This window comes from Nocardia sp. NBC_01327 (assembly GCF_035958815.1).
Classification (GTDB): domain Bacteria; phylum Actinomycetota; class Actinomycetes; order Mycobacteriales; family Mycobacteriaceae; genus Nocardia.
Genome location: NZ_CP108383.1, coordinates 7813216 through 7839363, shown reverse-complemented (window position 1 = coordinate 7839363; position 26148 = coordinate 7813216). Strand labels below are relative to the sequence as shown.

Sequence of the window (26148 nt, the reverse complement as noted above, 5' to 3'; positions counted from 1 at the left end):
TCGGCGTGACATTCCTATTGTGACATGTCGAAGGTAGAGCGTCCGTGTTCGACATGTCAATAGTGGAATGTAGGATGATCGCTATGAGCCTGAGGTATGCCCTGCTCGGCCTGCTGGCCGACCATCCCGCGAGCGGATACGACCTGCTGCAACGGTTCAAGAAGTCCTTGGCGTCGGTGTGGCCCGCCACGCAGAGTCAGATCTACACCGAGCTCACCAAACTCGCCGACAGTGCGCTGATCTCGGTATCGGACGAGGGTGCGCGCGGCCGCAAGGAATACACCCTCACCGACGAGGGCCTGGCCGAACTGCGGCACTGGCTGACCGAGACCGCGCCGAAACGGGTGGCGCGCAATGAAATGCTGATGCGCGTATTCTTCCTCGGCGCCGTCAGCCAGGCGCAGGCGCGAAAATACCTGTCCGAGATCGGCGCCGGAACCACACGGGCGCAGGACGATCTGCACAGCCTCGAGGCCAGCATCGACTGGGACGAAAGCAACCTGTCCGTCTACGGCCGCATTGCCATGGAGTGGGGCGAGCGCTACTACGCCATGAACCAGGAATGGGCGAAGTGGGCCCTCGAGCAGATCCCGGAGCGCAACCCGTAACGGCGTGTCAGCACCTCACAGCGGGGCGCCGCGAGGGTAAGTTCGCGGCATTTGCTAATTATTCGCTGTGTCAAGGTGTTTGCCGGGTCGTCTCTGGGAGGGCTGAAGTGACCACCGTTATCGATGACGCACCCTTCACCGGATTTCACCGGCGGCTGTCGATCGCCTGCTCGGGTGGCCCGCTGCTGGACGGCTATATTCTGAGCATTATCGGCACCGCGCTGATCGGTATGACGGCCGAACTGAATCTCAGCACCGGCGATACCCAATTGATCGGTGCGGCATCGCTGGTCGGCATGTTCATCGGCGGCGCGCTGTTCGGCATCCTCACCGACAAGTTCGGGCGAGAGGTCATGTACACCGCCGACCTGGTTGTCATGGGACTGTGCTCGATCCTGTCGTTCTGGGCCGAATCCACCTGGCTCATAGTCATTCTACGATTTGTGCTCGGCATGGCGGTGGCCGCCGACTATCCGATCGCCACCTCGTTGCTGGGGGAGTGGCTGCCGATCAAACAGCGCGGCAAACTGCTCGGCTTCCAGATCATCGCCTGGTACATGGGTTCCGTGCTGGCCTATGTGGTCGGCTATCTGCTGCTGACCTTCGGTGGAAACGGCAGCTGGCGGTGGCAGGTGGCGAGCGCCGCGGTGCTGTGCGCGTTCTTCCTGATCATCCGGCAGAGCACCGCCCCGGAATCGCCGCGCTGGCTGGCCGAGCACGGTAAGGCGGACAAGGCCGCGGCCATGGTGGAGAAGTACCTGCATGTACGGGTCGATCCGGACGATCTGGTCGAAAAGCACTCCGAGCAGAAGGGTTCGCTCCGGGAGCTGTTCGGCCCGAAATACCGCAAGCGCATTGTGTTCTGCTGCGGATTCTTCGTCTGCCAGGTCGCGGTGCTGTTCGCCATGCTGACCTTCGGCCCGCAGATTCTGGAATCCTTCGGCATGCCCTCGGGCACCTGGATGGACACCCTGGGCGTCGGTCTGATCAGCCTGGTCTTCCTGATCGGCTGCCTGCCCGCCATGCGGCTCATCGATACCGTCGGCCGCCGCCCGACCATCATCTGGTGCTTCGGCCTGATGATCATCCCGGTGCTGTTCATCGGCGTCTGGCCGAGCATGCCCGCCATGCTGGCCTTCGTCATGCTGTGCCTGTACGCGTTCTTCTGCGGCGGCCCGAACGTCCTGGACTGGACCTATCCGAACGAGCTGTTCCCCACCCACATTCGCGCCACCGCCGTCGGCATCGCCACCTCTGTCAGCCGCATCGGCGCGGCCCTGGGCACCTATCTGCTGCCCTGGTCACTCGATCACCTGGGCATGGGTCCGACATTCCTGTACGCCGCGGGCCTGACCGCGGTCGGCTTCGGAATCTGTATCTGGGGAGCCCCGGAGACCAAGGGCGCCACCCTCCAATCGGCGGCCGGGTAGCCGCCGACCGGAGGGTATCGGTCACCGGGTGGCGCGGGGTGCGCCCATGCCGGGGTCGATGGTGACCGGGCCGCCCGCGGTGGGCGTGATCGAGAAGTCGAAGATGGCAGTCGGGATGTACACGGTGGCACAGGAATTCGGGATGTCCACGACGCCGGAGAAGCGGCCTTCGATGGGAGCGGCGCCCAGGAGCAGGTATGCCTGTTCGGGGCTGTAGCCGAACTTGGTGAGGTAGTCGATGGCGTGCAGGCAGGCGCGTTCGAAGGACAGCTGTGAGTCCAGGTAGCGCTGTTCGCCGCCGAGGGTGACCGAGGTGCCCGAGAAGGCCAGGAACTCGGTGTAATTGGGGCCTTCGTTGCCCGGCATGAAGATGGCGTTCTCGCTGACGCCGTACAGCTCCATACCGTTCTTGATCAGATCGACGCGCAGATCGATGAAGCCGCCCATCTCGATGGCGCCGCAGAAGGTGATCTCACCGTCGCCCTGCGAGAAGTGCAGATCGCCGACCGAGAGCTTGGCGCCGTCCACGAAGACCGGATAGAAGACGCGGCTGCCCCGCGTGAAATTCTTGATGTCCTGGTTGCCGCCGTTCTCGCGCGGCGGTGCGGTACGCGCGGCTTCGGCTGCGGCACGGTCGAATTCGGATCCGCGGAGCGAGCCGAGAATCGCGTCGCGAGGTTCCGGCGGCAGCGCGAGCGGCGGTACGCGCATCGGATCGGTGGCGATCAGCGCGCCCTCGCGGGCATTCCACTTGGACAGCAGGGCGGCCGACGGCGCGGTGCCCATGAGTCCCGGATGCATGATGCCGGTGAACTTCACGCCGGGCACGTGCCGCGAGGTCGCGGTGTGGCCGCTGAAATCCCAGATCGCCTTGTAGGCGTCGGGGAAGTGCTCGGTGAGGAAACCGCCGCCGTTGTCGGTGGGGAAGATGCCGGTGTAACCCCAGCCCTGGCCGGCCAGCGGGCCCGAATCCTCCTGCGGGATGGGGCCGATATCGAGGATGTCGACAATGAGCAGATCGCCGGGCTGCGCGCCCTCCACCGCGAACGGACCGGACAGGCAGTGCACGGTGCTCAGCGGCGCGTTCAGCACATCCTCGGCGCTGTCGTCATTGTGGATCGCGCCGTCGAACCATTCGCGCACATGCACCCGGAACTCGTCGCCGGGCTTCACGGTCACCGGCGCGGGAATGTCCGGATGCCAGCGGTTGTGGCCGACGAACTGCTGCTCGGTGAACTTCTTGCGGGAATCGAGGGGGAATAGCAACTCGGGCATGACAGCACTCCTTCTCAGGGACGGGGAAGCTTGCGGTGCAACGGATTCCGGGTGACGGGCGCGCCGCCGCGCCCGGCCGGGGCGCCGACCACCGCGGGCTCGCTCGCGGTACGGGTGGTGGCGTCGATGAGCCGGGCGGCGGCGGAGCCGGGACGGACGAAGGCCCCGCCCGGCTGCCGCCTGCTCGCACCCGCGCAGTCGGGGCAGTCCGCGGCGGCCGGCACCTCGGCCATGGAGTAGCTGCGGTCGAAGCTGCCGCAGTCGCGGCAGCGGAACTCGTAGAGGGGCACGCTCACCTCATTTAGTTTCAAACGAATGTATTCCGTACGGAGACGATACAAAGGCTCGGATGTCTCCGCAGCGGAACCGGCGCGTGAACTTCGTATTACGGCGAACGAGCCCGGTATCGCGTGAGTTAACTTTCATTCGGATTATAGTCATCTGAAAATATTCCACCTAGCGTCTGTTTTCGCCGCGACCCCCAGCCTCGCCGCGGCGTTCTAGCTAGGAGACCCCCGATGAGCAGCACCGCCTCGTCTGCGCCGGTAGATCCCGCCGCGCCGCCCCCGACCCGCTGGACCCGCTTCCAGGCCTGGGCGGCCAAGGACAATATCGAGGACTACTCACTGCGCTACGCGCCCAAGTCCTTTCGCCGCTGGAGCCCGATGGCCTGCTCCATCGCCGCGCTCGGCGGCATCGCCTACCTGGCGGACTATTCGATCGGCGCCTCGATCGCCGTCACGCACGGCGCCGCCAGCGCGGTGATCGCCATCCTGGTGGCGGCCGTGACCATCTTCCTGACCGGCATCCCGATCGCCTACTACGCCGCCAAATACAACCTGGACATGGATCTGCTCACCCGCGGAGCGGGTTTCGGCTACTTCGGCTCGACCCTGACCAGCGTGATCTATGCCAGCTTCTGCTTCATCTTCTTCGCGCTGGAGGGCGCGATCATGGCGCAGGCCATGCATCTGGCCTTCCATCTACCGCTGGTATTCGGCTATCTGATCGGCTCGCTGATCATTATTCCGCTTGTGCTGTACGGCATGTCGGCGCTGGCGAAATTCCAGGTCTGGACCCAGCCGCTGTGGCTCATCCTGTTCGCCGCGCCGCTGGTCATGATCGCCATCAGCGATCCGCACGGCTTCGAGGGCTTCCTGTCCTGGGCGGGCAACGGCGGCAGTGATCGCATCAGCGCGATCGCGGTGGGATCCGGTGCGGGCGTAGCTCTTTCGCTCATCGCGCAGATCGGTGAACAGGTCGACTACCTGCGCTTCATGCCGGAGAAGTCCGAGACGCCGCCGCTGCGCTGGTGGGCGGCGGTGCTGTCGGCCGGGCCCGGCTGGGTGATTCTCGGCGCGGCCAAACAGCTGTGCGGCGCGTTCCTCGCGTTCTATATCGCCGGGCAGGTGGGCTTCACGCGGGCCACCGAGCCGGTCGAAATGTTCCTGGGCAGCTACGGCTCGATGATCCACAACCATGCCGCGGCGCTGTCCGTCGCGACCGTCATGGTGCTGCTCTCGCAGATCAAAATCAATGTCACCAACGCGTATTCGGGTTCGCTGTCCTGGTCCAACTTCTTCAGCCGGGTGCTGCACATCCATCCCGGGCGCGTGGTGTGGCTGGTGCTGCACATCGGAATCGCGCTGACGCTCATGCTCGCGAATATGTTCACGGTGCTGAATACGATCCTCGGCTTCTACTCGAATGTGGCTATCGCCTGGATCGGCGCGATCGTCGCGGATCTGGTGATCAACAAGGGGCTGTTGAAGATCAGCCCGCCCTATATCGAATTCAAGCGGGCGTATCTGTACCCGATCAACCCGGTCGGCTTCGGCTCCATGCTCGCCGGTTCGGCGGTATCGATCGCCGCCTACTTCGGCGCCTTCGGCGCGTTCCTCGAGGCCTGGTCGCCCTATCTCGCACTGACCATCGCGCTGGTGCTCACACCGCTGATCGCCCTGGCCACGGGCGGGAAGTACTATCTGGCCCGGCCCAATCCGCTGCGGGAGGAAATCGAGAAGGAGCCGCTGTGGGCGGGCCAGACCCTGCTGGATGTGGTGGACGGCAAGCGCTACGAACTCCCGGATATGGTGCACGACTGCCCCTTCCACGGCGGGCCCATCTCCTCGCTGACCTGCACGCTCACCAAGAACTGCCATGAGCAGTGCCAATCGGCGGCCTATCGCGATACCACCGACGCCGAGCGCCTCGGATTGCAGCAGCCGTCCGTGGTCGGCTGATGCCGCGACCGTGAACCCATGGCCCCCACGGGTTCACGGTCTCAGGTATTGAGCTCGGCCAGGACGCTGAATTGCAGGGCGTCGGCATCGGCGAGGAAGACCGGCTGCGTGGTGTGCGCACCACGCACCCGGACCTCACCGCGCGGGCCGCCGTAACTGACCTGCGCGGCATGTCTTTCGATGGTGCGCAGGTCCAGGCTGCGGGCGGCTTCGGCGAGGGAGGCGAACAGCAGCATGCCCTCGTAGCAGGATTCGCCGATATTGTTCAGCGCGGGCGCGCAGGTGCCGAAGCGGCGGACGTAGCGGCTGCCGAAATCCATGCCCTCGGGCGAGACCACGCTTTCGAAATAGCCTGAGGCGGTGTGCAATCCGCGGGTGCTGTCCGGTCCACCGGCGTAGAGGACATCTTCGCCGATCATCATGCTCAGCCGCAGTCTGCCGTCGTCGAGACCGGCGCGTGCGAAGGCCCGATTGAAGGCCGCGCAGTCCGCGCCGACCATGAACAGCAGGACGCCCTGCGCCGGGGAATGGCGAATCAGCTCGAGGGCGCGGCCGAAACGCCGGCTGCCCAGCGGGATGTATTCTTCGCCGACCACATCGATATCGGTGCCCGCCGTGAATTCCCTTGTTGCCCGCGCTGTTTCGCGTGGCCACACATAATCGTTGCCGATCACGCACCAGCGCCGGATACCGAATTCGCTACGCAGCCAGCGCAATGCCGGGAACAGCTGCTGATCGGGGGTTTCGCCGACCATGTAGACCCCGTCGGAATTCTCGCCGCCCTCGTAGAAAGTGGTGTAGACGTAGGGAATTCGCCCCGCGGTCTGCGGTGTGATGACCTTGCGGGCATTGGACAGATGCCAGCCGACCACACCGTCTATCTCACCGCGATCGACCATCCGGCCGATCCGGTCGGCCAATTGCGGCAGTGGCGCGCCGGAATCGATCGGATGCAGCCGCACCGGGCGATCCAGAATGCCGCCCATCGCATTGATGTCCTCGACGGCGAGCGCGGCGCACGCCTCCGAGGACGGCCCGAACATGCCCGCGGGCCCGCTCAGTGGAACGACCAGCGCGATATCCACCGTTGTGCGCGCGGTGCGAGAAACCAAGGGTGCCATGGAAATCACCACCGTATATTTCCATTTGAATCTTTACCATACGGCGTTGTATATAGTGCTGTGGTGGACGATAGCACTGCGCCCGCCGCGCTGGAGGAGTTGGCGCGACTGGTGCGCCTGGCATCACAGGAATTGGATCGCGCGATCGCGGCCTGCATCGGGGAAACCTCCGTCGGTCGGTGGCATGTGCTGGGCGCCGTCGCAGGGGGAGGTGGGCGCTCCATGTCGCAGATCGCGGAGGCCACCCTGCTCACCGGCGCCAGCCTCACGCGCCTGATCGACGCGATGATCTCCGACAATCTGGTGCACCGCAAGGTGGACGATGCCGACCGCCGCCGCGTGCTCGTCTTCCCGACCCGTCGCGGCCTGATCACCTACCAGGTGATGAGCAAGGCCATTGGTGAGAGCGGCCTGGATCTGCTCGGCGCCGACAGTCGCCTGCCCCGGGCCCTGACCACCCTGATCGACCGGGTGCACACGACCGAGTCCGCACCCGTCTGACGTTCGCTGCCCGGCATGACAGTTGTCATGGCGAGGAGGTGATGGTTGGCAGATCTCGTGGAGCCCGTTCGTCCGTAGCGTCATTTCCGGTAGCGCACAGTCGAACTAACAGGGGAGTCGCCGAAATGGCCGCCATCGAAACCACCGGGATCGCATCGCACGGGCAGTCCGCCACGTCGCCGGAGCCGGCCCGCCCGGGTATCGGTCGGATGCTCGCTCCGATTCTGCGGGATGTCGCGATTCCGACGCTCGCCTACTTCGTTCTGCACTGGCTCGGATACTCCGATTTCATCGCCCTGCTGGCCGGTGCGATCGTCTCGGCGGTGATGGTGGGCATTCCGGCGATTCGGGCGCGGAAACTCGACGCCATGGCCGCGCTTGTGCTCGCGGTCTTCGTCATCGGCCTCGTCGGCTCGCTGATCAGCGGCGATCCCCGCATCATGATCATCAAAGATTCGTTCGGCACGGCGGTCATCGGGCTCGCCTTCCTGATCAGCGCCATGCTGGGCAAGCCGCTCACCTATGCGGCGGCGCGCAAGGCGGTGGCCACCTCGGCTCCGCACCGGCTGCCCATTCTGGAGTCGACCTACGAGAACGATCCGGACGCGCGGCGCAGCTACCGGAACCTCGCGGTGCTCTGGGGCGTCGGGCTGCTCGCCGAGGCGATCCTGCGCGTAGTGCTCGCATACCAACTGCCGATCCACACCATGGCCTGGCTGGGCACCGTGCTCATCGTGGTCACCATCACGACGCTCATGATGATCAGCGCGCGCACGATCAAGCGGGTGCGCAAGAACGCGGAATAGCGCGAACGGCAGTACGCGGGCCCGGTCCGATGGACCGGGCCTTTGTCGTATGGTCCGATCCACTCTCAGTGGTATTTCCTTCCGAGAGCGGTGACGCTGTACGGGATTGTGGGTGTGCTGATGACCATCCCCTGGGCGCCCATGTGGTGGCGGCTGGCGAAGCGGCCGGAGATGTTCCGCCCCGGATTCGATGCGGCGTTCGCGCGTCACGAAGGGTGGCGGGCCTGGCCGGGGATCGTGGTCTACGCGGTGTGCACGGCGATCGGGTTCGTGCAGCCGGTGGTGGCGCTGGTGCTGTTCCTGCTGGTGGCGATCTTCTACGGGGTCAGTAATCAGGGCTGGACGGCCATGGGCGATGTGGGCGGCGGTGAGTGATGTGGCTGCAAATTTAAGCGTCTGTGATTAACTGCCGGTGATGGGTGGCGCGCGGCTCTGCGCGAGCGGCGGCCACTGGAACGTCGAACGGAGCAGTGATGAGCGTGGCGAAGGGGCCCGTCACCCAGATCGCCTGGGTGGTCGCCGATGTGGGGCAGACCGAGAAGTTCCTGGGCACAGCGCTCGGGGCGCAGCGCTGGACCCGGATGCCGGATATCCATTTCGGGCCCGAAACCTGTACCTACCGTGGGGAACCCGCGGATTTCACGGCGCATATCTCACTGTCCTACAGCGGTGACACGCAGCTCGAGCTGATCCAGCCGGTCCGCGGGACCTCGATCTATACCGAATTCCTGGAGCAGAACGGGCCGGGGCTGCACCACATCTGCATGGAACCGGACGACTTCGATATCGCGTTGCAGGAAGCTGCCGCGGCGGGCATTCCCGTGGTGCAGCAGGGCACCATGGGTGGGCAGATGCGGTTCGCCTACCTGGACGGCGCCGACTCCGGGGTGCCGTTCCTCGAACTCGCGGAGGTCGGTATCAATATGCGGACGTTCTTCGAACAGATCAAGAGGGAAGCGCAGTGAGCACACAGATACCGGAAATCATTGCGGCGGAGTCGATTACCGAGTGGACCGCCGAAGTGGATGTGCTGGTGGCGGGCTTCGGCATCGCCGGCGGATGCGCGGCGGTGGAGGCCGCCGCGCAGGGTGCGCGGGTGCTGGTGTTCGAGCGCGCGGCGGTTGCCGGCGGTACCACGGCGCTGGCCGGCGGGCATTTCTATCTCGGCGGCGGCACCGCGGTCCAGCAGGCGACCGGGCACGCCGATTCGGCCGACGAGATGTACAAGTACCTGATGGCGGTGGCCCGCGAACCCGAGCCGGAGAAGATTCGCGCCTACTGCGACGGCAGCACCGCGCACTTCGAATGGCTGGAGGGGCTCGGCTTCGAATTCGAGCGCAGCTACTACCCGGAGAAGGCGGTGATCCAGCCCGGAACGCAGGGGCTGATGTACACCGGCAACGAGAAGGTCTGGCCGTACCGCGAGCAGGCCGTACCGGCCCCGCGCGGGCACAAGGTGCCGGTGCCCGGTGATACCCAGGGTGCGGCGCTGGTGATCGAACTGCTGGTCAAGCGCGCCGCGCAGCTCGGGGTCGAGGTGCAGTACGAGACCGGGGTGACCAATCTGATCGCCGATGCCGACGGCGCCATCATCGGCGTGAAATGGCGGCGGCCCGGCGAAACCGGTGCGGTGCGGGCGACATCGGTGGTCCTCGCCGCCGGCGGGTTCGTCATGAATTCGGACATGGTCGCTGAACATGTGCCGCAGCTCGCCGAGAAGCCGTTTGTGCTCGGCACCACCTACGACGACGGACTCGGCATCCGGCTCGGCGTCTCGGCCGGGGCCGCGACGCGCAATATGGATCAGGCGTTCGTGACCGCGCCGGTGTACCCGCCGTCCAAGCTGCTGACCGGCATTGTGGTCAATCGCGAGGGCAAGCGCTTCGTCTCCGAGGACTCCTACCACTCCCGCACCTCGGCGTTCGCGCTCGAACAGCCCGGCGCGGCAGCGTATCTCATTGTCGACTCGGAGCATATGGAGCGGCCGAACTTCCCCCTCGCCCCGTTCATCGACGGCTGGGAGACCGTCGAGGAGATGGCCGCCGGGCTCGGAATCCCCTCTGAGGCACTGCAATCCACGCTCGATCGGTACAACACGCATGCCGCGAAGGGTGAGGATCCGGACTTCCACAAGGGCGCCGAATGGCTGCAACCGCAGGACCACGGTCCCTGGGGTGCGTTCGACCTGACCCTGGGCAAGGCGCTGTACGCCGGATTCACCCTCGGTGGGCTGTGGACCTCCGTGAACGGAGAGGTACTGCGCGACAACGGTTCACCGGTCCCCGGCCTGTACGCCGCGGGCGCGAACGGCTCCACCCTGGCCCAGGACGGCAAGGGCTACGCCAGCGGCACCCAACTCGGCTCCGGATCCTTCTTCGGCCGCCGCACCGGCCGTCACGCCGCCAGCCGCTCCAACTGACGCAGCAGCTCCGAGGCGGTCACGGCATCCAGCACGCCGAACTCCCCGCCTCGGAGCCGCACCGCCACAATGCGCTGCTCCTCGACCTCATACCGATAACCACCCTGAATCCCCGGCGTCAGCGTGACCATCACCTCGCGCCTCGGAGTGAACCGCCGAAACAGGGCAGTATGCGACAACTCCCAACCCTGTTGCTGCACACCATAGATTCGTTTGGTTGGCACCCGCCGATCCACGAAGCGAACCAGCTCATCGGCGGCCGCCTCCTCCGGCGTGAACCGATACACACCCCGATTGAGCTGGTCGAACGGCTGGCGCACTGCCTCACCCGCGAAGAGCCCGCGCCACTGCTCGAGCGTGCCGCCCAGGTGCAGCGGATGGGCTATACCGATCAAAGCATCAGCCGGTAGCTCCGGTCGGGTCCCGTCGACATCGAGCAGGTCGCGGTCACTCGTGATCCGAAACGATCCGGCCGCCGCACCGTCGGCATCGAAAATCGCCCAGACCAGTTGTCGCGCAACCGGTCCCAGCACCGGATGTTCGACCACAAGCGTGCGAAAGGCATCGGCCCGCCAGCGCCGGCCATCGACCATGGCGGACTCGAGCCGCCGTATCTGCTCGGTTGCCATACCGGTCACCCACGCCCTTCCGTCTGCCGTCAGTGGGTGTCAGTCGCTGACTATGAGCGAAACCGCAATGGGGACAAGCATGTCGACGAGTTCGCTGACCGGGGGGCGGGGGTCCGACAGGAGCCATTCGTGGGCGAGGCCGTTGACGGCGCCGATCAGGGCGCTGCCTGCCATGTCGGAATTGCCGCGGATGCGGGCGCCGGGGCCGGCGAGGGGTTCCAGGGCGGCGCGGATGGTGGCGATCCAGACGTGGCGGCGAGCGCGGCGGTGCTCTTCCATGGCTTGGCTGACGCCGACTACTTCGACGAAGGCGACCTTGGCGCGGTAGGGGTCGGCGCCGACTGATTCGAGGAAGGCGGACAGCACCAGGGTGACCGTCTCGCGGGGGTCCGGGTCGGGGCCGAGGGTGCTCAGGGCGGCGGCGAGGGCGGCGGCCGCTGCGTCCTGGATCTGGTCGTAGGCGGCGACGAGGACGTCCTCGCGGGTGGCGAACTCCTCGTAGAACTGGCGCTTGGACAGTCCGGCGGCCGCGCAGACATCGGCGAGTGAGCAGTTGGCGTAGCCGCGGTCGCCGAAGATCTGGATGGCGGCGTCGAGAAAACGCTGCCGGCGTTCGGCTTTCCGCTCGGTGACGGCTCTGCCGCCGTACTGCCTGCCCTCGATGGTCACTGGCTGCCCTCGGGTTTCACTGCCTGCCTTCGGTGTATGACGCTCTCCCATAGTCCGCACCAAAGGTAACGGGGGAGTGCCGGGAATTCAGCGACGGGGACGCAAACCGTCCAACATGTGGGTCACGGTTTCCTCGAACAGCCCGTCCGCATCCTCGGCGGTCACGAAGCCCGAGCCGACGAACGTCGCCAGCCCCTGCAGTGCCGCCATGGCGGACAGGCAGATTCGCCGCGGATCACCGGCCACCACCTCGCCGAGCTCCTGGCCGTCGGTGATCATGGCGAACGGCGTGGCGAGCGCCTTGCCCACCGCCGCCTCGATGGCCGGGGTCTGTCGGCTCTTGCGCGCGAACATGACCGCCAGCAATTCCGGATTGTCGATGGCGAAGCGCATATAGGCCCGCGCCACGGCGGTGACGCGCTCCAGCAGCGTGCCGGAGGCCGCGATGATTTCGAAGGAGGCGCCGAGTCTTTCGAAACCCGCGACCGCGAGTGCGTCCAGCAGCGCCTGCTTATCGCGGAAGTGGCGGCTCGGGGCGGCGTGCGAGACGCCGGTATCGCGGGCGAGCTGCCGCAGCGAGAGCCCGTCGATCCCGCCGCGGCGCAGCAGCGCTTCGGCACGGCGCAGGAGTTCGGCTCGGAGGTCGCCGTGGTGATACGAGCGCTGGGTGACGGCGGTGTCATGACGAGACATGGTCAGTGCAGGATATCGGACACACTCCGGGATGTTGGCATTGACTACTTTGTTGTCAGTGCCTACATTTGCCAGTGTTATGACGAAAAACAGTGTGCCGCTGCGCGGCTGGATCGGACCGGTCCTGGTGGTCACCCTGCTGGCTGCGCTGATGGGGACGATGTACCTGGGATACACCTCCGATCCCGAGAAAAACCTGCACGATTTCCCCATCGCCCTGGTGAATCAGGACAATGGCGATGTTCTGGATGGCAAGCCGATGAATATCGGCAACCAGATCACCGACGCGCTGACCTCGAAGATTCCGGCCGACAAGATCGACCTGCGGGTGATCGGCATCAGCGAATCCCAGCGGTTGCTGTCCGACGGACGCCTCTACGGCGAAATCGTCATCCCGAGCGACTTCACCAAGCGGCTCACCATTCTGGCCGCCGCCTCGGTGGTGCCCGGTGATATCGATCGGCCCGTCATCACCGTGCACACCAATCCCCGTGCGAGCACCTACTCCGCATCGATCGTGCAGCGCGTCACCGATCAGGCCATGGCCCAGGTCAACGACACCGTCGGCGCCCAGCTCACCGGCCAGGTCAAGGCGAAACTGCAGCCCGCCCCGGGCGCGGCGCCCACCGAACTCAGCGGTGCGGCCCGATTGCAGCTGGCCAAGCCGATCGATGTCAGCGTCAGCGCCTTCCATCCGCTGCCCGAGGGCACCGGCCAGGGCCTGTCGGCCTTCTTCTACACCCTTATCCTGCTGTTCATCGGATTCAGCGGGGCCATGATCATCCACTCCATGGTCGACAATGTGCTCGGCTATGTGCCCGCCGAATACGGCCCCTGGTACCGGCACATTCCGCCGGTGGCCATCTCGCGCTGGCGCACCCTGCTGGTGAAGTGGGCCATGGCGGTGGTGATCGCGCCGATTTCCTCGGGCGTGTTCCTCGGCATCGCGACGCTGCTCGATATGCCGATCGAGCACGTGCTGCCGCTGTTCCTCTACGGCACCCTCGCCATCATCGCGGTTTGCGTGACGGGCCTGTCGGTGCTGGCCGCCTTCGGCACCGCAGGTCTGCTGATCAATATGATCGTGTTCGTGGTGCTGGGCCTGCCGTCCTCCTCGGGCACCATCCCCATCGAGGCGACCCCGCGCTATATCGCGTTCCTCGCGAATTTCGAACCCATGCACCAGATCTACCTGGCCGTGCGCTCGCTGCTCTACTTCGACGGACACCTCGAAGCCGGTTTGAGCACCGGTCTGTGGATGACGCTGTTCGGTCTCACCGCCGGTCTACTGCTCGGCGCGATCGCCACCCACAGTTACGATCTGCGCGGCCTGTCGCGACTCGGCGTGTCGCACAAGCCCGATGAAGAGGTGCTGGTGGAGTAGTCCTGTGCAGATCAGGGTTACCGAGAACGGCCCGTATCGCGTCACCGGCGCGGTCCCGCTCGCGACACAGACCATCGGCACCGATGACGCGGGCACCTCGCGGGAGTGGGTGGAGGGTGCGCCGGTAGAAACGCCGGGCGACAGCTACAGCCTGTGCCGCTGCGGCCAATCGGGCAAGAAACCGTTCTGCGACGGCACACACGCCAAGATCGGTTTCGACGGCGCCGAAGTCGCCACGCGCGCACCGTATCTCGCGCAGGCCACCGAACAGGACGGCCCCGAGGTCACCCTGACCGACGCGCAGCAGCTGTGCGCGTTCGCCCGCTTCTGCGATGCCGACGGCCAGGTCTGGAATCTGGTCGAACAGCCGGGAGCACAGGCCGCCGCGGCCACCAGGCAGCAATCGCAGGACTGCCCGTCCGGTCGCCTGGTCGCCTGGAATCTGGCCGAGCGCACCGCATTGGAGCCAGAACTTCCGAAATCCATTGCGCTGGTCGAGGATCCGGCTCAGGGCGTCAGCGGACCGCTGTGGGTGCGCGGCGGCATTCAGGTCACCGCCGCCGACGGCGCCGACTACGAGGTGCGGAACCGGGTGACGCTGTGCCGCTGCGGCGCATCGCGCAACAAGCCGTTCTGCGACGGCAGCCACGCCGCCATCGGTTTCACCGACGCCCCGGGCTGACCGATTGGGGCCGAACGACTTTCGGCCCCGAACCGCTCAGTGCGCGGACGTGGCCGTGAAACCGCGCGGCACCAGCACCACCGTCAGCACCGCCACCGCGCCCACCATGGCAGCAGAGATCCACGAGGTGGTGGTGAGGGCGGAATCGTAGGCGTGCTGGGCGATGTCGAGGATGTGCGCCCCGGCCGGTCCGCCGACCTGATCCGCCACATAGGCCGCGCCGCCGACCGAACCGCGCGCGGTATCGAGCTGCTCACCGTGCAGCGGCAGATCCGTCATATGTGAGACGAACAACCGGCCGTGGATACTGCCCAGCAGGGCGACACCCAGGCCGATGCCCAATTCGTAGTTGGTCTCCTCCACCGCGCCCGCCATTCCGGCGCGCTCCGGCGGCACCGCGGACACCAGAACCGCTGCGGCAGTGGTGATTGCGAGCCCGTCACCGAGACCGAGCGTGAACAGCACCAGCGCCACCAGCGGATAGGTGGTGTCCGGTACAGCCGCCAGCACCGCGAAACCCACGGCGACCGCACCCAGTGCGAAACCCATCAGGGCGCGCACGCCGATCCGCTGCAGCAGCCACGGCGTCGACAGCGATCCGAGCAGCATGGCCACCGCCGCGGGCAGGGTGCGCAGTCCCGCTTCCGACGGCGTGAAGCCGTGAATGTACTGCAGCCACAACGAGATCAGGAACAGTGCCGCACCGATGGCGAGCATGGCCAGCAGCGTCGCCAGCGCCGCGGCCGTGAAAGCGCGATTGCGGAACAGCCGCACATCCAGCAGCGGATCGGGACACCTCAGTTGCCGGTAGGTGAACAACCCCAGCAGCAGCAGCGCGGCGACCAGGATCACGAGATCGACCGGCGCCGGATTGCCCTTGGCCACATGCTTGATGCCCCACGCCAGCGCGACGATGCCGAGCACCGAGAGCGCCGCGCTGAACCAGTCCAGCCGACCCTGTTGCGGCGCACGGTATTCCGGCAGCAGCCACAGTCCGGCCACCACGGTGAACACCACCACCGGCACATTCAGCCAGAAGGCCGCGGACCAGCCGAAGGACTGCACCAGATGCCCGCCGACCAGTGGCCCGACGGCCGCTCCCGCGCCCGCCACCGAGGCCCAGATGCCGATGGCCTGGGTGCGCTCGTGATCGTCGGTGAAGATTGTGCGAATGATCGAGAGCGTGGACGGCATCACCATGGCGCCGCCGACGCCGAGCAGCGCGCGCCCGGCGATCAGCTGCATGGGCGTATGCGAGGTGGCGGCGACCACCGAGGCCAGGCCGAACAGCAGGAAGCCGGCGATGAACAGGCGCTTGCGGCCGAATCGATCACCGATCGCACCGCAGGTGATGAGCAGACCGCCCAGCACCAGGCCGTAGAGATCGACGATCCACAGCTGCTGCATGGGACTGGGATCCATATGGTCGATCAGCGACGGCAGCGCCACATTCAGGATCGTGGCGTCCATGGCGACGAGCAGCAGGCTCGCGCACAGCACCGCGAGCATCGCCCAGCGACCGGGAAGCGGAGCACGACTGCTGTCGGGCAGGTCCTGCGATAACTGCCGGGGTGGGATGCGACCCACGTTCCCGCCTCCTCCGATAGGTACTCACGATGTGCCAGCAATGCTCTGGCAAGCACCCTATCGCCGTTCCTGGGAGGCGGCGGAAAACGCTGCTACCGGTTGTCGAGCTCGTCGGTCTTCTCGGACCGCTGCGTGGCGAGCAGATCGCGGATCTCCGCGAGCAGTTCCAGCTCGGTGGGGTCGGCCTTGACGGTCGGCTTGACGAGCCGCGACTTGAGATGCGTCATCGGCAGGATCAGTACGAAGTAGAGCACCGCCGCGACCGTCACGAAATTGATGCCGGCGCTGATGATCGGCCCGAGCGCCACGAAGGTCGAGGGCTTGTTCGCCAGGATCTGGAAGCCCAGGCCGAATTCGCTATTACCTCCCGCCGTGGCCAGCAGTGGCTCTACCAGCCCTTTTGTCACCGAAGTGACGATGGCGGTGAAGGCGGTACCCATGACCACCGCGACCGCCAGATCGATGACATTGCCCCTCATCAGGAAATTCTTGAAGCCCTTGAGCATGACGCAGGAAATCCAATCCGTGACGAATCCGTAATCTTCTGCGCCGAAGTCTAGGGGGTGCCGGTTCCGCCTTCGGAACATGGCACGCCCCGATTGGTCACCGTCACATCCTGGTCAGTTTGTGATCAGTCCGGGCGTGCCGGACTCTGCTCGCCCCGGAAGGTACGGACCAGTGCCCAGCACATGGCCACCATGACCACACTGAACGGCAGTGCGATCAGGATTGCCACGGTCTGCAGTGTCGTGAGTGCGGCAATGCCGGTTCCACTGGCAAGTAGCAACGCAATAGCTACCGCACCCTGCGCGCAGGTCCAGAACACCCGGCTCCAGATCGGCGGATTCGGATTGCCGCCCGAGGACAGCATGTTCACCACCAGCGCTCCGGAGTCGGCCGAGGTGACGAAGAACAGCACGATCACCAGAATGGCCAGCCCCGCGGTGATGCTGCCGCCCGGCAGCGTATTCAGCATGGCGAACAGGGCGCTGTCGCGGTCCGGCCCGTCCGGCCCGACAAGTCCACCGCCGCCGAACATTTCCCGATGCAGGCCCGCCCCGCCGAACACCGCGAACCAGACGAAGGTCAGCAGCGTCGGCACCAGCAGCACCCCGGCCACGAATTCGCGCACGGTGCGGCCGCGTGAGATGCGCGCGATGAAGACGCCGACAAACGGCGCCCAGGAGATCCACCAGCCCCAGTAGAAGACCGTCCACTGCTGGGTCCACGCGGTACCGCTCGGGCCCTCGGTCGCGCCGGTGTACAGGCTGATCTTGGGCAGCGACTGGATATAGGAGCCGAAATTCTGCACCAGGTCATTGACGATGAACAGCGTCGGCCCGGCCACCAGCACGTACAGCAGCAGCAATCCGGCCACACCCATATTCGCCTGGGACAGCAGCTTGATGCCCTTGTCCACACCCGTCACCACCGACACGGTCGCCAGCGCGGTGACCACGATGATCAGCACCACCTGCAGGCCCTTGCCCGGCTCGTGCAGCCAGCCTTGATAATTGAGGCCCGCCGAGATCTGCAGAATGCCCAGCCCCAGCGAGGTGGCCACACCGAAGACGGTGCCGATGACCGCCACGATATCGATGACATCGCCGGACCAGCCGCGAATCCGGTCGCCCAGCAGGGACTCGAGCGACCAGCGGATGGAGACCGGATGTCCCTTGCGATGCATCGAATACGCGAGCGCCAGCCCGACCACCACATAGATCGCCCAGGGGTGGATTCCCCAGTGCAGGAAGGTCTGCACCATGGCGGAGTCGGCGCGCTGCGCGGGCGAGGGCCCGACGCCGGGCCGCGGATCGTCGTAGTGGAACAGCGGTTCGGCCACGCCCCAGAACACCAGGCCGATGCCCATTCCCGCGGCGAAGAGCATGGAAAGCCAAGCGCCGATGGAGTATTCGGCCTGCTCGCCGTCCGGGCCGAGCGGGATGCCACCGAAGCGTCCCACGCCCAGCCAGATCGCGAAGACCACGAACAGCGAGACGAGGACGATGTAGTACCAGCCGAATCCGCCGATCACATTGTCCTGCAGCGCTTTCGCCTGCCGGGCGGCGGTATCGCGAAAGACGATGGCGTACACCGTGAATGCCGTGACCACGAGGGCCGACGGCCAGAACACCCTGGGCGCCACTGCTGCTCGTGAATGGATCGGAGTCGAGCCGGAGGGTTTGCTCGGTGCGCTCACGTGGAGTGTCCTCTGTCGAGTTCGGGGGATCGGGCTCCGATGCGGAAAACCCCGACCCCGGCCGCAGCCCGGGATCGGGGTTGTCTCGACTACTTACCGCTGACCCTGTCCTTCATGGCGGTGACGATCTCGTTGACCGCCGCCATGACGTCCTGCGCCGCATGCTCGAGGTTGGCGCGCACCTGTTCGAGGGTGCCCTGCATATCCTCGGTATTGAGCTTGTCGGCGAACGCCTTCGCCATATCGGCGAGGTCGGCCGCCGCGGTGCTGGCCCGGTCGGCGAGCTCGGCGGCCGCGCCGCTGGCCCTTTCGGCGAGTTGCCCGGCGGCGACTCCGGCCTTATCGGCCAGACCCTCGGCGGAATCGCCGAGTTCGTCAGGTGTCGGCATGGCGGCCCGCTACTTCGAGCCGCCGAGCTTTTCCTTCATCTTGTCGACGAAGCCGCCGACCTTCTCCTTGACGTCCTCGCCCGCGTGCTCGAGGCGGTCCTTCATCTGATCGCCCATGCCCTCGGCCTTGTCCGCGGCATCTTTCGCGGCGTCCCTAGCCTGATCGGTCGCATCATTGATCTTGTCGTTGAAATCAGACATCGAAACCTCCTACGTGTGGTCACGCCCGGGTCGGGCGTACATCCAGGACAGTTCGACGAGCAGAATCGCTACGTTCAGCGATCTTTCAGCAACCGATCATAACTCAGCCGATAGGGCCCAGCACGCGCTCGATGTAGGCATTCGTGAATCGGCCCTGCGGGTCGAAGCGCTTGCGGACATCGGCGAACTTTTCCCACTCCGGATACCGCTGACTCAGCGTCTCGGCGGTCTGGAAGTGCCGCTTACCCCAGTGCGGGCGGCCGTTGTAGCGATCGAAAACGCGCTCACAGGCGCGGAAATACGGTTCGTAGTCCATGCCCTGGTACTGATGCACCGCGATATAGCAGGTGTCGCGGCCACCGGCGGGGGACAGGAAGGCGTCATCGGGCGCGACCCACCGCACCTCGATCGGCATGACGGTGTCGAAATGCTTGGCGACATCCTTGATCTCGCGAATCGCGTCGACGGAGTGCTCGCGCGGGATGGCGTACTCCATCTCGGTGAAGCGGAAGAGCCTGGTGGTCGCGAAGACTCGGTAGGAACGCTCCACCTGGCGGCGGTAACTGCCCGCGAAGGCCGCGGCGCGTTGCACGTAGGGAATGAGACTCGAATTGCGCCGGGTGAGCTTGCACAGCGCGTCGAAGGTGTAGTTGGAGATCAGGATGTCGGAGAACCAGTCGACGGCCTTGCCGCGCGGCTGCTCCGGCAGCTGGACCCGATTGTTGCGCTTGGTCATTGCCAGCGGGCTGTGCGCGAACATATAGAACTCGAAGTGCTCATTGCCGTCGACATAGGTGTCGAGGTCCTCGAGGACCTCCTCGACGGGCACCGGTCTTTCCACCCCTTCGAGCACGAAGGACGGCACCATTTGCAGGGTGACGGCGGTGACCACGCCGAGCGCGCCCACATTCACGCGCGCCGCGCGCCAGCCGTCCGGATCGGTCTGATCGTTGAGCTCGACCCGGCTGCCGTCGGCGAGCATGAGCTCCACCGATTGCAGTGCGGCGGAAAGATTCTGCAGCTTCGCCCCGGTGCCGTGGGTGCCGGTGGCGGTCGCGCCCGCGACGGACTGCACATCGATATCACCGAGATTGGGGAACGCCAGCCCCATCGGATGCAGCGCATTGCTGACGGCGTTCAGCGTGGCGCCGGCTTCGACGCGCACCAGCCCGGCAGTCCGATCCACCGACAGAATTTTGTCGAGCTTGTTCAGGCGCATGAGCGTGCCGTCGGTCAGCACGGTATCGGTGAAGGAATGCCCCGATCCGGCGACGCGCACGGTATGCCCGGCTGCCTCGGCGCGTGCCAGCACCGCGGCGACTTCCTCGGGCGTGCCCGGGTCGGCGATGGACGCCGGAGAACAGCCCTGATCCCCGGCCCAGTTCGCCCAAGAGTTGGTCATGCGACCAACTTTAAACCGACAGGTGTGAGAAGCGCTACCGTTTGCGGCTAGTGCACATCGCTTCTTTGGCGCGTTCGACCTCGCTGTCGGTCAGTGCGCGCTGGGTGAGGGGCAGGCGCGGGACGCCGTCGCCCCGGACGCCGTTGAGGACGATGGTCATATAGCGCTGCCACACATCGGTATTGACCGAACGGGCGAAGCCGGCCACACCGTCGACCATGTTCACCATGGCGAAGAAATCGCCCGCCTCGACGCTGGGGTGCAGTGCGCCCGCCTCCTTGGCGCGGCGGATGACGGCCTGCATGCCGGGCTGGACGCGCTCCTTCATGCAGACGAAACGGTCCATACTGTCGTGCATCTCCAGCACGACCTCGCCGAAGCCGCGGTTGAGTGCCATATGACGGCAGGAGTACTCGAACAGTTCCACCAGGCCCTGCCACGGGTCGGGGTGGTGCAGGGCGAGCTCGACCGCGGCGGCCAGCTCGGTGACCATGGCGTCGAACACTTCCAGGATGAGTTCCTGCTTGTTCGCGAACCGGCGGTAGACGGTGCCGACGCCGACGCCCGCTCTTTCGGCCACATCGTCCAGGGTGACCTCGAGCCCGCGATCGGCGAAGAGTTCGCGTGCGGCCGCGATGATGCGTTGCTGATTGCGCGCGGCGTCCGCGCGCAAACGGCGCGGTGGGGGCGCGGTGGTGACGTGATTCACACCGTAATCCTAACAGGGGCCGGGATTATCCGGAGGGTATATCTCCGTTTAGATGATAGCTTTAACCGGTAAACGGAGACGGCCTCTCCGCTAATCCTAGGGGACAAGGAAAACGACCATGACGACAGCTCTCGAGAAAGAGAAGGCAGTGGCCGCGCCGACGACCGGAGACGGTCGCCGTGGCTCGCATGCCCTGCGCTGGTGGGTGCTCGCCGTACTCGGCGTGGCGCAGCTGATGGTGGTGCTCGACGCGACCGTCGTGAACATCGCACTCCCGGCCGCACAGGCCGACCTGCACTTCTCCAACGGTGACCGGCAATGGGTGGTCACCGGCTATGCGCTCGCCTTCGGCAGCCTGCTGCTGCTCGGCGGACGACTCTCCGATCTCTTCGGCCGCCGGACCACCTTCATCGTGGGTCTGATCGGCTTCGCCGGCGCTTCGGCCATCGGCGGTGCCGCCGGTAGCTTCGAGGTGCTGGTCGGCGCTCGCGTGGCGCAGGGCGTCTTCGGCGCACTGCTCGCCCCCGCCGCACTGTCACTGCTGACCGTGACCTTCACCGAGCCCAAGGAACGCGCCAAGGCGTTCGGCATCTTCGGCGCCATCGCGGGCGCCGGCGGCGCTCTCGGACTGCTGCTCGGCGGCGCGCTGACCGAATGGGCCTCGTGGCGCTGGGTCATGTACGTGAACCTGGTCTTCGCCGCCATCGCACTGGTCGGTGCGGTCATGCTGCTCGCCAAGCACACCGCCACCCAGCGTCCGAAGCTGGATCTGCCCGGCACGCTCTCGGTGAGCGCCGCGCTGTTCGCCATCGTGTACGGCTTCTCCAAGGCCGAGACCGACGGCTGGGCCAACTCGACGACGCTGTCCTTCCTCATCGGCGGCGTGGTGCTGCTCGCGGTGTTCGTCTGGCTGGAAACGCGGGTCGCACATCCGCTGCTGCCGCTGCGCGTGATCCTCGATCGCACCCGGGCCGCGTCCTACCTGACCGTGTTCTCCATCGGCATCGGCATGTTCGCGATGTTCCTGTTCCTGACCTACTACATGCAGCAGTCGCTGGGCTTCTCGCCGATCATGACCGGCGTGGCCTTCCTGCCGATGGTCGCGGGCATGGTGGTGTCCTCCACGACCGTGCCGTCGCTGCTGGTGCCGAGGGTCGGCCCGCGGGTGACCGTCGTGACCGGATTCCTGCTCGCCGCACTGGGTATGGCGCTGCTGACCCGGATCGGCGTGGACACCGCGTACGCCAGCCACATCCTGCCCAGCCTCATCCTGATGGGTGTCGGCCTCGGTACCGCGATGTCGACCGCGTTCATCGGCGCCACCTCCGGGGTGGAGCACGAAGACGCCGGTGTCGCCTCGGCCATGGTGAACACCAGCCAGCAGGTCGGCGGTTCCATCGGTACCGCGCTGCTGAGCACGCTGGCCGCCACGGCCCTCGGGAACTACGTGTCCGACCATGGCGCGTCGCCGGCGGCGCTGGCCGAGGCCGCGGTGCAGAGCTACACCACCGCGTTCTGGTGGGCTGCCGCGATCTTCGTGGTGGGTGCGGTGGTCACCGGACTCATCATGCCGAACAAGGTTCCGGTCCCCTCCGAGGGCGAACCCGTTCTGGCACACTGAGATTTGCCTGGAAAACCTGCACCCCATCCGCTCGCGCGGGTGGGGTGCGGTGCATTCCGGGCCGAGGACCACCGCAGCCCCACTCATAGAAATGAGTGGGGCTGCGGTGTTTACAGCTGAGCCGGTGCCGAATCGTCAGCGGCAGTTGGACGGCGGCGGCACACCCGCGAACCGATCCGACAGATAGCTGACGGCCTTGACCGCGCCGGGGAAGATCGCCGTGCCGTGATCGGCGCCCGGAATGATGTCGAACTGCACCGGAGTGCCTGCCGCGCAATAGCGCCCCGCCGTATTGAGCGCGAGATCCAGCGGCACCTGATCATTGCCGCCGTGCCATTCGTACATGGGGACACGGGGGACGCCCGGGTAGATCTCGAGGGCATTGTCGTGGAAGGCGCCGATGAGGGTCGGATCGTTCTCGATGCCGCGGTGGAACATCTCACCGATGGTGTGCCCGGCCCCGGCCGAGATGATGTCGTCCACACAGGAATTGGCGATCCGGTCCCGCATCGCGAAACCCGCCGGGGTCAAAGCATTGTCGAGCGGAAGCGCGTCGGGATACTCGCGCTCCATGCCGACCGCGACCGCGAAGCCGAGCCCGAACAGCGGATGCGGGACATCGCCGACGTCGATGGCGATCTTGCCCGGATTCACCGGTACGCCACCGTCCGCGAAACCGACGATGGGCAGTTCGGGCGCATAGGTGGGCGCCAGTGCTGCGGCGAATCCGGTGGCCATGGCGCCGCCGGAGTAGCCGACCATGCCGACCGGTGAATTACCCAGTCCCGCAGGGGCGAAGCGTTCGGCGGCGCGAATGCCGTCGAGGGTGATCTGGCCGCCCAGCCGGGCCGCGCCGTAGGCACTGGTCGGGCCCAGGTGGTCGGGGACGGCAACCGCCCAGCCACGCGCCAGCAGCAATTCGAGCGCACCCGATTCCTTGAGTCCGCCGTCGAACAGCGCATGCGACGGAGCGCACTGCATGCCCAGCGAATTCACGAACGGCTGGTACGAGACCAGGGGGTGCGGGCCGGGGCCGGGCACGATGAGGGTGGTGACGGCGGCAATGGGCCCGCCGGATGAGTTCGTGGAGTGGAAGAGCAACTGCCACACCGTCGCACCGGGCCAGGGATTGGCCGGCATCAAGCGGGAGCGCAAGACGTCCCCGGGGGCGCTGTCTCCGAGATTACCTGGGGCATAGTAGAACCCGTCGGGTTCCGCGATCGGGTACACCGCACCCGCGTGAGCCGCCGGAGCGGTCGCCATCACGGCGATCGCTGCTGCGGCAATGCCGCAGCTCCGGACCAGCATGCTTCTGATCAACTGCCGCACCGCCAACTTGGCTCTCCTCTGAGGCCGATGGGACAACACCGGGCAAGCGGCACTATCCTCGCAGTTCCCGGGTGCTGTTCGGCCTCAGCAACACGCCGATTGGCAACGATTTGGCAAACTGAAGAGGAGGCTGGTGGGTCCCGGCGCCGGCGGTGTCGAGCGGGGCAGGCTCGCGACCCTCTCCACGTCGGCCGTGGAAGTTCGTACACTGCTTGGATCGGGCCGGAAATGGGCACACCGTGAAGCGGGCGCGATTGCGCTCGGCAACTTCGGGGATACGGCGACGATTCGACGATTGGGGGCAGGCGATGAATGAGACGGACGGACGCCGGCAACCGTCGGATCGCGCGGTGGGCAGTCGATTCGATAGTGTCTTCCCACTGGGCACCCGGATGCTGACTCCGTTCAGTACCTTCGGCTGCACAACGGTTCGACGGGTACAGGAGGGCGTTGACAGCTATGCGGTGGCGAACGTCGTGATCGCTTCGCCGAGGCAGCACACCCACGCCTCTGCGCGGCAGTACACCTACGCCTCTCCGGGGCAGCAGGTGTGGTCGTGATGCTGATGACCAGCCGGGCACAGGCGATACGGAAGGGAGCCGCGAGCATGGCGCACGATCGAGCCGGGCGACCGGCGCGCGCCGCAGACCTCGAGGACATCGCGCATCTGGTGACGGCGTACTACAGCCGGATTCCGGATCCGGAGGATCCCTCGCAGCTGGTGTCCTTCGGGACTTCCGGACACCGCGGTTCCAGCCTCGACTGCGCGTTCAACGAGTCGCATATCCTCGCCATTACGCAGGCCATCGTGGAGTATCGCGCCACCCGCGGCATTACCGGTCCGGTGTATCTGGCCCGCGATACGCACGCGCTGTCCGAGCCCGCGTGGACCACCGCGCTCGAGGTGCTCGCCGCCAATGACGTCACCGCCATGATCGACGCGCGTGACAGGTACACGCCCACACCGGCTTTGAGTCATGCCGTGCTGCGCCACAATCGCGGCGGCACGCGGCATCAGGCCGATGGCATCGTGGTCACGCCCTCGCACAATCCGCCGCGTGACGGCGGCTTCAAATACAATCCGCCGCACGGCGGACCGGCCGATACGGTCGCCACCGATGCCATTGCCGCGCGCGCCAACGAGCTGCTGCGCGGTGGGCTCGCCGAGGTGCGGCGCACCAGTCTGGCGCATGCGCTGGTCACCAAGGTCGAACGCTACGACTATCTCGATCGCTATATCGGCGACCTGCCGAATGTGCTCAACCTGGATGCCATTCGCGGCGCGGGGATTCGGCTGGGCGCCGATCCCATGGGCGGGGCGAGTGTCGACTACTGGGAGGAGATCGGGCAGCGGTACGACCTCGAACTCGAGGTGGTCAATCCGTTCGTCGATCCGACCTGGCGCTTCATGACGCTCGATGCCGACGGCCGGATTCGGATGGATCCGTCTTCGCGGTACGCCATGGCCTCACTGGTCGCGATTCGCGACGATTACGACATTTCCACGGCCAATGATGCCGATGCCGACCGGCACGGGATCGTGACTCCCGATGCGGGCCTGATGAATCCGAACCACTATCTGGCCGTGGCGATCGAGTACCTGATCGCCAATCGGATGGGCTGGGATGCGCTGACCAAGATCGGCAAGACGGTGGTGACCTCGTCCATGATCGATCGCGTGGTCAGCGTGCTGGGGCGCGATGTCTACGAGGTGCCGGTCGGGTTCAAATGGTTCGTGCCCGGATTGTTCAGCGGCAGCCTGGCATTCGGCGGTGAGGAGAGCGCGGGCGCCTCGTTCCTGCGCCAGGACGGCACCGTGTGGACCACCGACAAAGACGGCATTCTGCTCTCGCTGCTGGCCGCGGAGATCACCGCCGTCACCGGGCAGAGTCCGTCCACCCGCTACTCCGAACTCGAGAAGCGCTACGGCAGTCCGGCTTACAACCGGGTCGACGCCACGGCCACCGTGGAACAGAAGGCGCGGCTGGCGGCGTTGACGCCGGACATGATCACTGCGACCGAGATCGCCGGGGAGCCCATCACCGGAATCCAGACCCGCGCGCGCGGCAATGGCGCGGCGCTGGGCGGGGTGAAGGTCACCACGGAGAACGCCTGGTTCGCGGCGCGGCCCTCCGGCACCGAGGACAAGTACAAGATCTACGCGGAATCATTCCAGGGGCCGGAGCATCTCGCGCAGGTGCAGGCGGCCGCGGAAGAGATGGTGGGACAGGCACTATCCGGTGAGTAGCG

The 26148-nt window shown here is 66.1% G+C and carries 26 protein-coding genes; 12 read left to right on the top strand and 14 right to left on the bottom strand.

What is annotated here, in order from left to right:
- Nucleotides 1–83: 83 nt before the first annotated feature.
- Entirely contained in the window at nt 84–608 is a 525-nt protein-coding gene (locus tag OG326_RS36265; protein WP_327141629.1) for a PadR family transcriptional regulator, read from the top strand.
- A 107-nt stretch (nt 609–715) separates the two neighbouring features.
- The gene (locus OG326_RS36260) at nt 716–2038 is read left to right on the top strand and encodes an MFS transporter (protein WP_327141628.1); all 1323 of its coding nucleotides are present in this window, start codon (nt 716–718) and stop codon (nt 2036–2038) included.
- A gap of 21 nt (nt 2039–2059) precedes the next feature.
- On the opposite strand, the gene fmdA is transcribed toward OG326_RS36260, so the two are convergent.
- Together fmdA and OG326_RS36250 are read right to left on the bottom strand one after the other, a co-directional pair.
- Nucleotides 2060–3313 (bottom strand): formamidase, encoded by a 1254-nt coding sequence (gene fmdA / locus OG326_RS36255; protein WP_327141627.1) that lies wholly within the window; start codon nt 3311–3313, stop codon nt 2060–2062.
- A 14-nt stretch (nt 3314–3327) separates the two neighbouring features.
- Nucleotides 3328–3609: an FmdB family zinc ribbon protein gene (locus tag OG326_RS36250; RefSeq protein WP_327141626.1), complete on the bottom strand. Its 282-nt coding sequence runs from the start codon at nt 3607–3609 to the stop codon at nt 3328–3330.
- Nucleotides 3610–3831: 222 nt separating this feature from the next.
- On the opposite strand from OG326_RS36250, the gene OG326_RS36245 reads away from it, so the two are divergent.
- Complete coding sequence (locus tag OG326_RS36245) at nt 3832–5556, top strand: purine-cytosine permease family protein (protein WP_327141625.1); 1725 nt, start codon at nt 3832–3834, stop codon at nt 5554–5556.
- A gap of 41 nt (nt 5557–5597) precedes the next feature.
- Here OG326_RS36245 and OG326_RS36240 read toward each other — a convergent pair whose 3' ends face one another.
- Nucleotides 5598–6677 (bottom strand): substrate-binding domain-containing protein, encoded by a 1080-nt coding sequence (locus OG326_RS36240; protein ID WP_327141624.1) that lies wholly within the window; start codon nt 6675–6677, stop codon nt 5598–5600.
- Between the two features lie 63 nt (nt 6678–6740).
- Between OG326_RS36240 and OG326_RS36235 the strand changes: the two genes are divergently transcribed.
- The 5 genes from OG326_RS36235 to OG326_RS36215 all read left to right on the top strand — a co-directional run bounded on the left by OG326_RS36235 (nt 6741) and on the right by OG326_RS36215 (nt 10403).
- Entirely contained in the window at nt 6741–7178 is a 438-nt protein-coding gene (locus OG326_RS36235) for a MarR family winged helix-turn-helix transcriptional regulator (protein ID WP_327141623.1), read from the top strand.
- A 125-nt stretch (nt 7179–7303) separates the two neighbouring features.
- A complete protein-coding gene (locus OG326_RS36230) occupies nt 7304–7984 on the top strand; it encodes a VC0807 family protein (protein ID WP_327141622.1) in 681 nt (226 codons plus the stop codon).
- 120 nt (nt 7985–8104) lie between these two features.
- Nucleotides 8105–8359, top strand: coding sequence for a hypothetical protein (locus OG326_RS36225; protein ID WP_327141621.1), 255 nt, complete (start codon nt 8105–8107; stop codon nt 8357–8359).
- A 98-nt stretch (nt 8360–8457) separates the two neighbouring features.
- Entirely contained in the window at nt 8458–8949 is a 492-nt protein-coding gene (locus OG326_RS36220; protein WP_327141620.1) for a VOC family protein, read from the top strand.
- Nucleotides 8946–10403, top strand: a complete 1458-nt coding sequence (locus OG326_RS36215; protein WP_327141619.1) for an FAD-binding protein — start codon at nt 8946–8948, stop codon at nt 10401–10403. The genes OG326_RS36220 and OG326_RS36215 overlap by 4 nt, the downstream gene beginning before the upstream one ends.
- Here OG326_RS36215 and OG326_RS36210 read toward each other — a convergent pair.
- The 3 genes from OG326_RS36210 to OG326_RS36200 form a co-directional block, all read right to left on the bottom strand.
- Complete coding sequence (locus OG326_RS36210) at nt 10379–11041, bottom strand: DUF4132 domain-containing protein (protein ID WP_327141618.1); 663 nt, start codon at nt 11039–11041, stop codon at nt 10379–10381. The genes OG326_RS36215 and OG326_RS36210 overlap by 25 nt on opposite strands.
- A 30-nt stretch (nt 11042–11071) precedes the next feature.
- Nucleotides 11072–11701, bottom strand: coding sequence for a TetR/AcrR family transcriptional regulator (locus OG326_RS36205; RefSeq protein WP_327141617.1), 630 nt, complete (start codon nt 11699–11701; stop codon nt 11072–11074).
- Nucleotides 11702–11788: 87 nt separating this feature from the next.
- Nucleotides 11789–12394, bottom strand: a complete 606-nt coding sequence (locus tag OG326_RS36200) for a TetR/AcrR family transcriptional regulator (RefSeq protein WP_327141616.1) — start codon at nt 12392–12394, stop codon at nt 11789–11791.
- A gap of 79 nt (nt 12395–12473) precedes the next feature.
- On the opposite strand from OG326_RS36200, the gene OG326_RS36195 reads away from it, so the two are divergent.
- Both OG326_RS36195 and OG326_RS36190 read left to right on the top strand, forming a co-directional pair.
- Nucleotides 12474–13778, top strand: coding sequence for a YhgE/Pip domain-containing protein (locus OG326_RS36195; protein WP_327141615.1), 1305 nt, complete (start codon nt 12474–12476; stop codon nt 13776–13778).
- Between the two features lie 4 nt (nt 13779–13782).
- The gene (locus OG326_RS36190; RefSeq protein WP_327141614.1) at nt 13783–14460 is read left to right on the top strand and encodes a CDGSH iron-sulfur domain-containing protein; all 678 of its coding nucleotides are present in this window, start codon (nt 13783–13785) and stop codon (nt 14458–14460) included.
- Nucleotides 14461–14496: 36 nt separating this feature from the next.
- Here OG326_RS36190 and OG326_RS36185 read toward each other — a convergent pair whose 3' ends face one another.
- The 7 genes from OG326_RS36185 to OG326_RS36155 all read right to left on the bottom strand — a co-directional run bounded on the left by OG326_RS36185 (nt 14497) and on the right by OG326_RS36155 (nt 20948).
- Nucleotides 14497–16047: an MFS transporter gene (locus OG326_RS36185; RefSeq protein WP_327141613.1), complete on the bottom strand. Its 1551-nt coding sequence runs from the start codon at nt 16045–16047 to the stop codon at nt 14497–14499.
- A gap of 92 nt (nt 16048–16139) precedes the next feature.
- Nucleotides 16140–16553, bottom strand: a complete 414-nt coding sequence (gene mscL / locus OG326_RS36180) for a large conductance mechanosensitive channel protein MscL (protein WP_327141612.1) — start codon at nt 16551–16553, stop codon at nt 16140–16142.
- Between the two features lie 125 nt (nt 16554–16678).
- Entirely contained in the window at nt 16679–18247 is a 1569-nt protein-coding gene (locus OG326_RS36175; RefSeq protein ID WP_327141611.1) for a BCCT family transporter, read from the bottom strand.
- A gap of 89 nt (nt 18248–18336) precedes the next feature.
- Nucleotides 18337–18636, bottom strand: coding sequence for a hypothetical protein (locus tag OG326_RS36170; RefSeq protein WP_327141610.1), 300 nt, complete (start codon nt 18634–18636; stop codon nt 18337–18339).
- Nucleotides 18637–18645: 9 nt separating this feature from the next.
- Nucleotides 18646–18837, bottom strand: coding sequence for a hypothetical protein (locus OG326_RS36165; RefSeq protein ID WP_327141609.1), 192 nt, complete (start codon nt 18835–18837; stop codon nt 18646–18648).
- Nucleotides 18838–18940: 103 nt separating this feature from the next.
- On the bottom strand, nt 18941–20239 hold the full coding sequence (locus OG326_RS36160) for a D-arabinono-1,4-lactone oxidase (RefSeq protein WP_327141608.1): 1299 nt from the start codon (nt 20237–20239) through the stop codon (nt 18941–18943).
- 34 nt (nt 20240–20273) lie between these two features.
- Nucleotides 20274–20948 (bottom strand): TetR/AcrR family transcriptional regulator, encoded by a 675-nt coding sequence (locus OG326_RS36155; RefSeq protein ID WP_327141607.1) that lies wholly within the window; start codon nt 20946–20948, stop codon nt 20274–20276.
- Nucleotides 20949–21066: 118 nt separating this feature from the next.
- On the opposite strand from OG326_RS36155, the gene OG326_RS36150 reads away from it, so the two are divergent.
- Nucleotides 21067–22569 (top strand): MFS transporter, encoded by a 1503-nt coding sequence (locus tag OG326_RS36150; RefSeq protein WP_327141606.1) that lies wholly within the window; start codon nt 21067–21069, stop codon nt 22567–22569.
- A 135-nt stretch (nt 22570–22704) separates the two neighbouring features.
- On the opposite strand, the gene OG326_RS36145 is transcribed toward OG326_RS36150, so the two are convergent.
- Nucleotides 22705–23877, bottom strand: a complete 1173-nt coding sequence (locus OG326_RS36145; protein WP_442791080.1) for a lipase family protein — start codon at nt 23875–23877, stop codon at nt 22705–22707.
- A gap of 628 nt (nt 23878–24505) precedes the next feature.
- Between OG326_RS36145 and pgm the strand changes: the two genes are divergently transcribed.
- A complete protein-coding gene (gene pgm, locus OG326_RS36140) occupies nt 24506–26146 on the top strand; it encodes a phosphoglucomutase (alpha-D-glucose-1,6-bisphosphate-dependent) (RefSeq protein WP_327141605.1) in 1641 nt (546 codons plus the stop codon).
- Nucleotides 26147–26148 lie beyond the last annotated feature (2 nt).

Excerpts from the sequence above, each read along its gene's own strand:
- OG326_RS36265 (WP_327141629.1), top strand. The coding sequence starts at position 84 with ATGAGCCTGAGGTATGCCCTGCTCGGCCTGCTGGCCGACCATCCCGCG.
- fmdA (WP_327141627.1), bottom strand. The coding sequence starts at position 3,313 with ATGCCCGAGTTGCTATTCCCCCTCGATTCCCGCAAGAAGTTCACCGAG.
- OG326_RS36245 (WP_327141625.1), top strand. The coding sequence starts at position 3,832 with ATGAGCAGCACCGCCTCGTCTGCGCCGGTAGATCCCGCCGCGCCGCCC.
- OG326_RS36240 (WP_327141624.1), bottom strand. The coding sequence starts at position 6,677 with ATGGCACCCTTGGTTTCTCGCACCGCGCGCACAACGGTGGATATCGCG.
- OG326_RS36230 (WP_327141622.1), top strand. The coding sequence starts at position 7,304 with ATGGCCGCCATCGAAACCACCGGGATCGCATCGCACGGGCAGTCCGCC.
- OG326_RS36225 (WP_327141621.1), top strand. The coding sequence starts at position 8,105 with ATGACCATCCCCTGGGCGCCCATGTGGTGGCGGCTGGCGAAGCGGCCG.
- OG326_RS36220 (WP_327141620.1), top strand. The coding sequence starts at position 8,458 with ATGAGCGTGGCGAAGGGGCCCGTCACCCAGATCGCCTGGGTGGTCGCC.
- OG326_RS36200 (WP_327141616.1), bottom strand. The coding sequence starts at position 12,394 with ATGTCTCGTCATGACACCGCCGTCACCCAGCGCTCGTATCACCACGGC.
- OG326_RS36195 (WP_327141615.1), top strand. The coding sequence starts at position 12,474 with ATGACGAAAAACAGTGTGCCGCTGCGCGGCTGGATCGGACCGGTCCTG.
- mscL (WP_327141612.1), bottom strand. The coding sequence starts at position 16,553 with ATGCTCAAGGGCTTCAAGAATTTCCTGATGAGGGGCAATGTCATCGAT.
- OG326_RS36170 (WP_327141610.1), bottom strand. The coding sequence starts at position 18,636 with ATGCCGACACCTGACGAACTCGGCGATTCCGCCGAGGGTCTGGCCGAT.
- OG326_RS36165 (WP_327141609.1), bottom strand. The coding sequence starts at position 18,837 with ATGTCTGATTTCAACGACAAGATCAATGATGCGACCGATCAGGCTAGG.
- OG326_RS36160 (WP_327141608.1), bottom strand. The coding sequence starts at position 20,239 with ATGACCAACTCTTGGGCGAACTGGGCCGGGGATCAGGGCTGTTCTCCG.
- OG326_RS36150 (WP_327141606.1), top strand. The coding sequence starts at position 21,067 with ATGACGACAGCTCTCGAGAAAGAGAAGGCAGTGGCCGCGCCGACGACC.
- OG326_RS36145 (WP_442791080.1), bottom strand. The coding sequence starts at position 23,877 with ATGCTGGTCCGGAGCTGCGGCATTGCCGCAGCAGCGATCGCCGTGATG.
- pgm (WP_327141605.1), top strand. The coding sequence starts at position 24,506 with ATGGCGCACGATCGAGCCGGGCGACCGGCGCGCGCCGCAGACCTCGAG.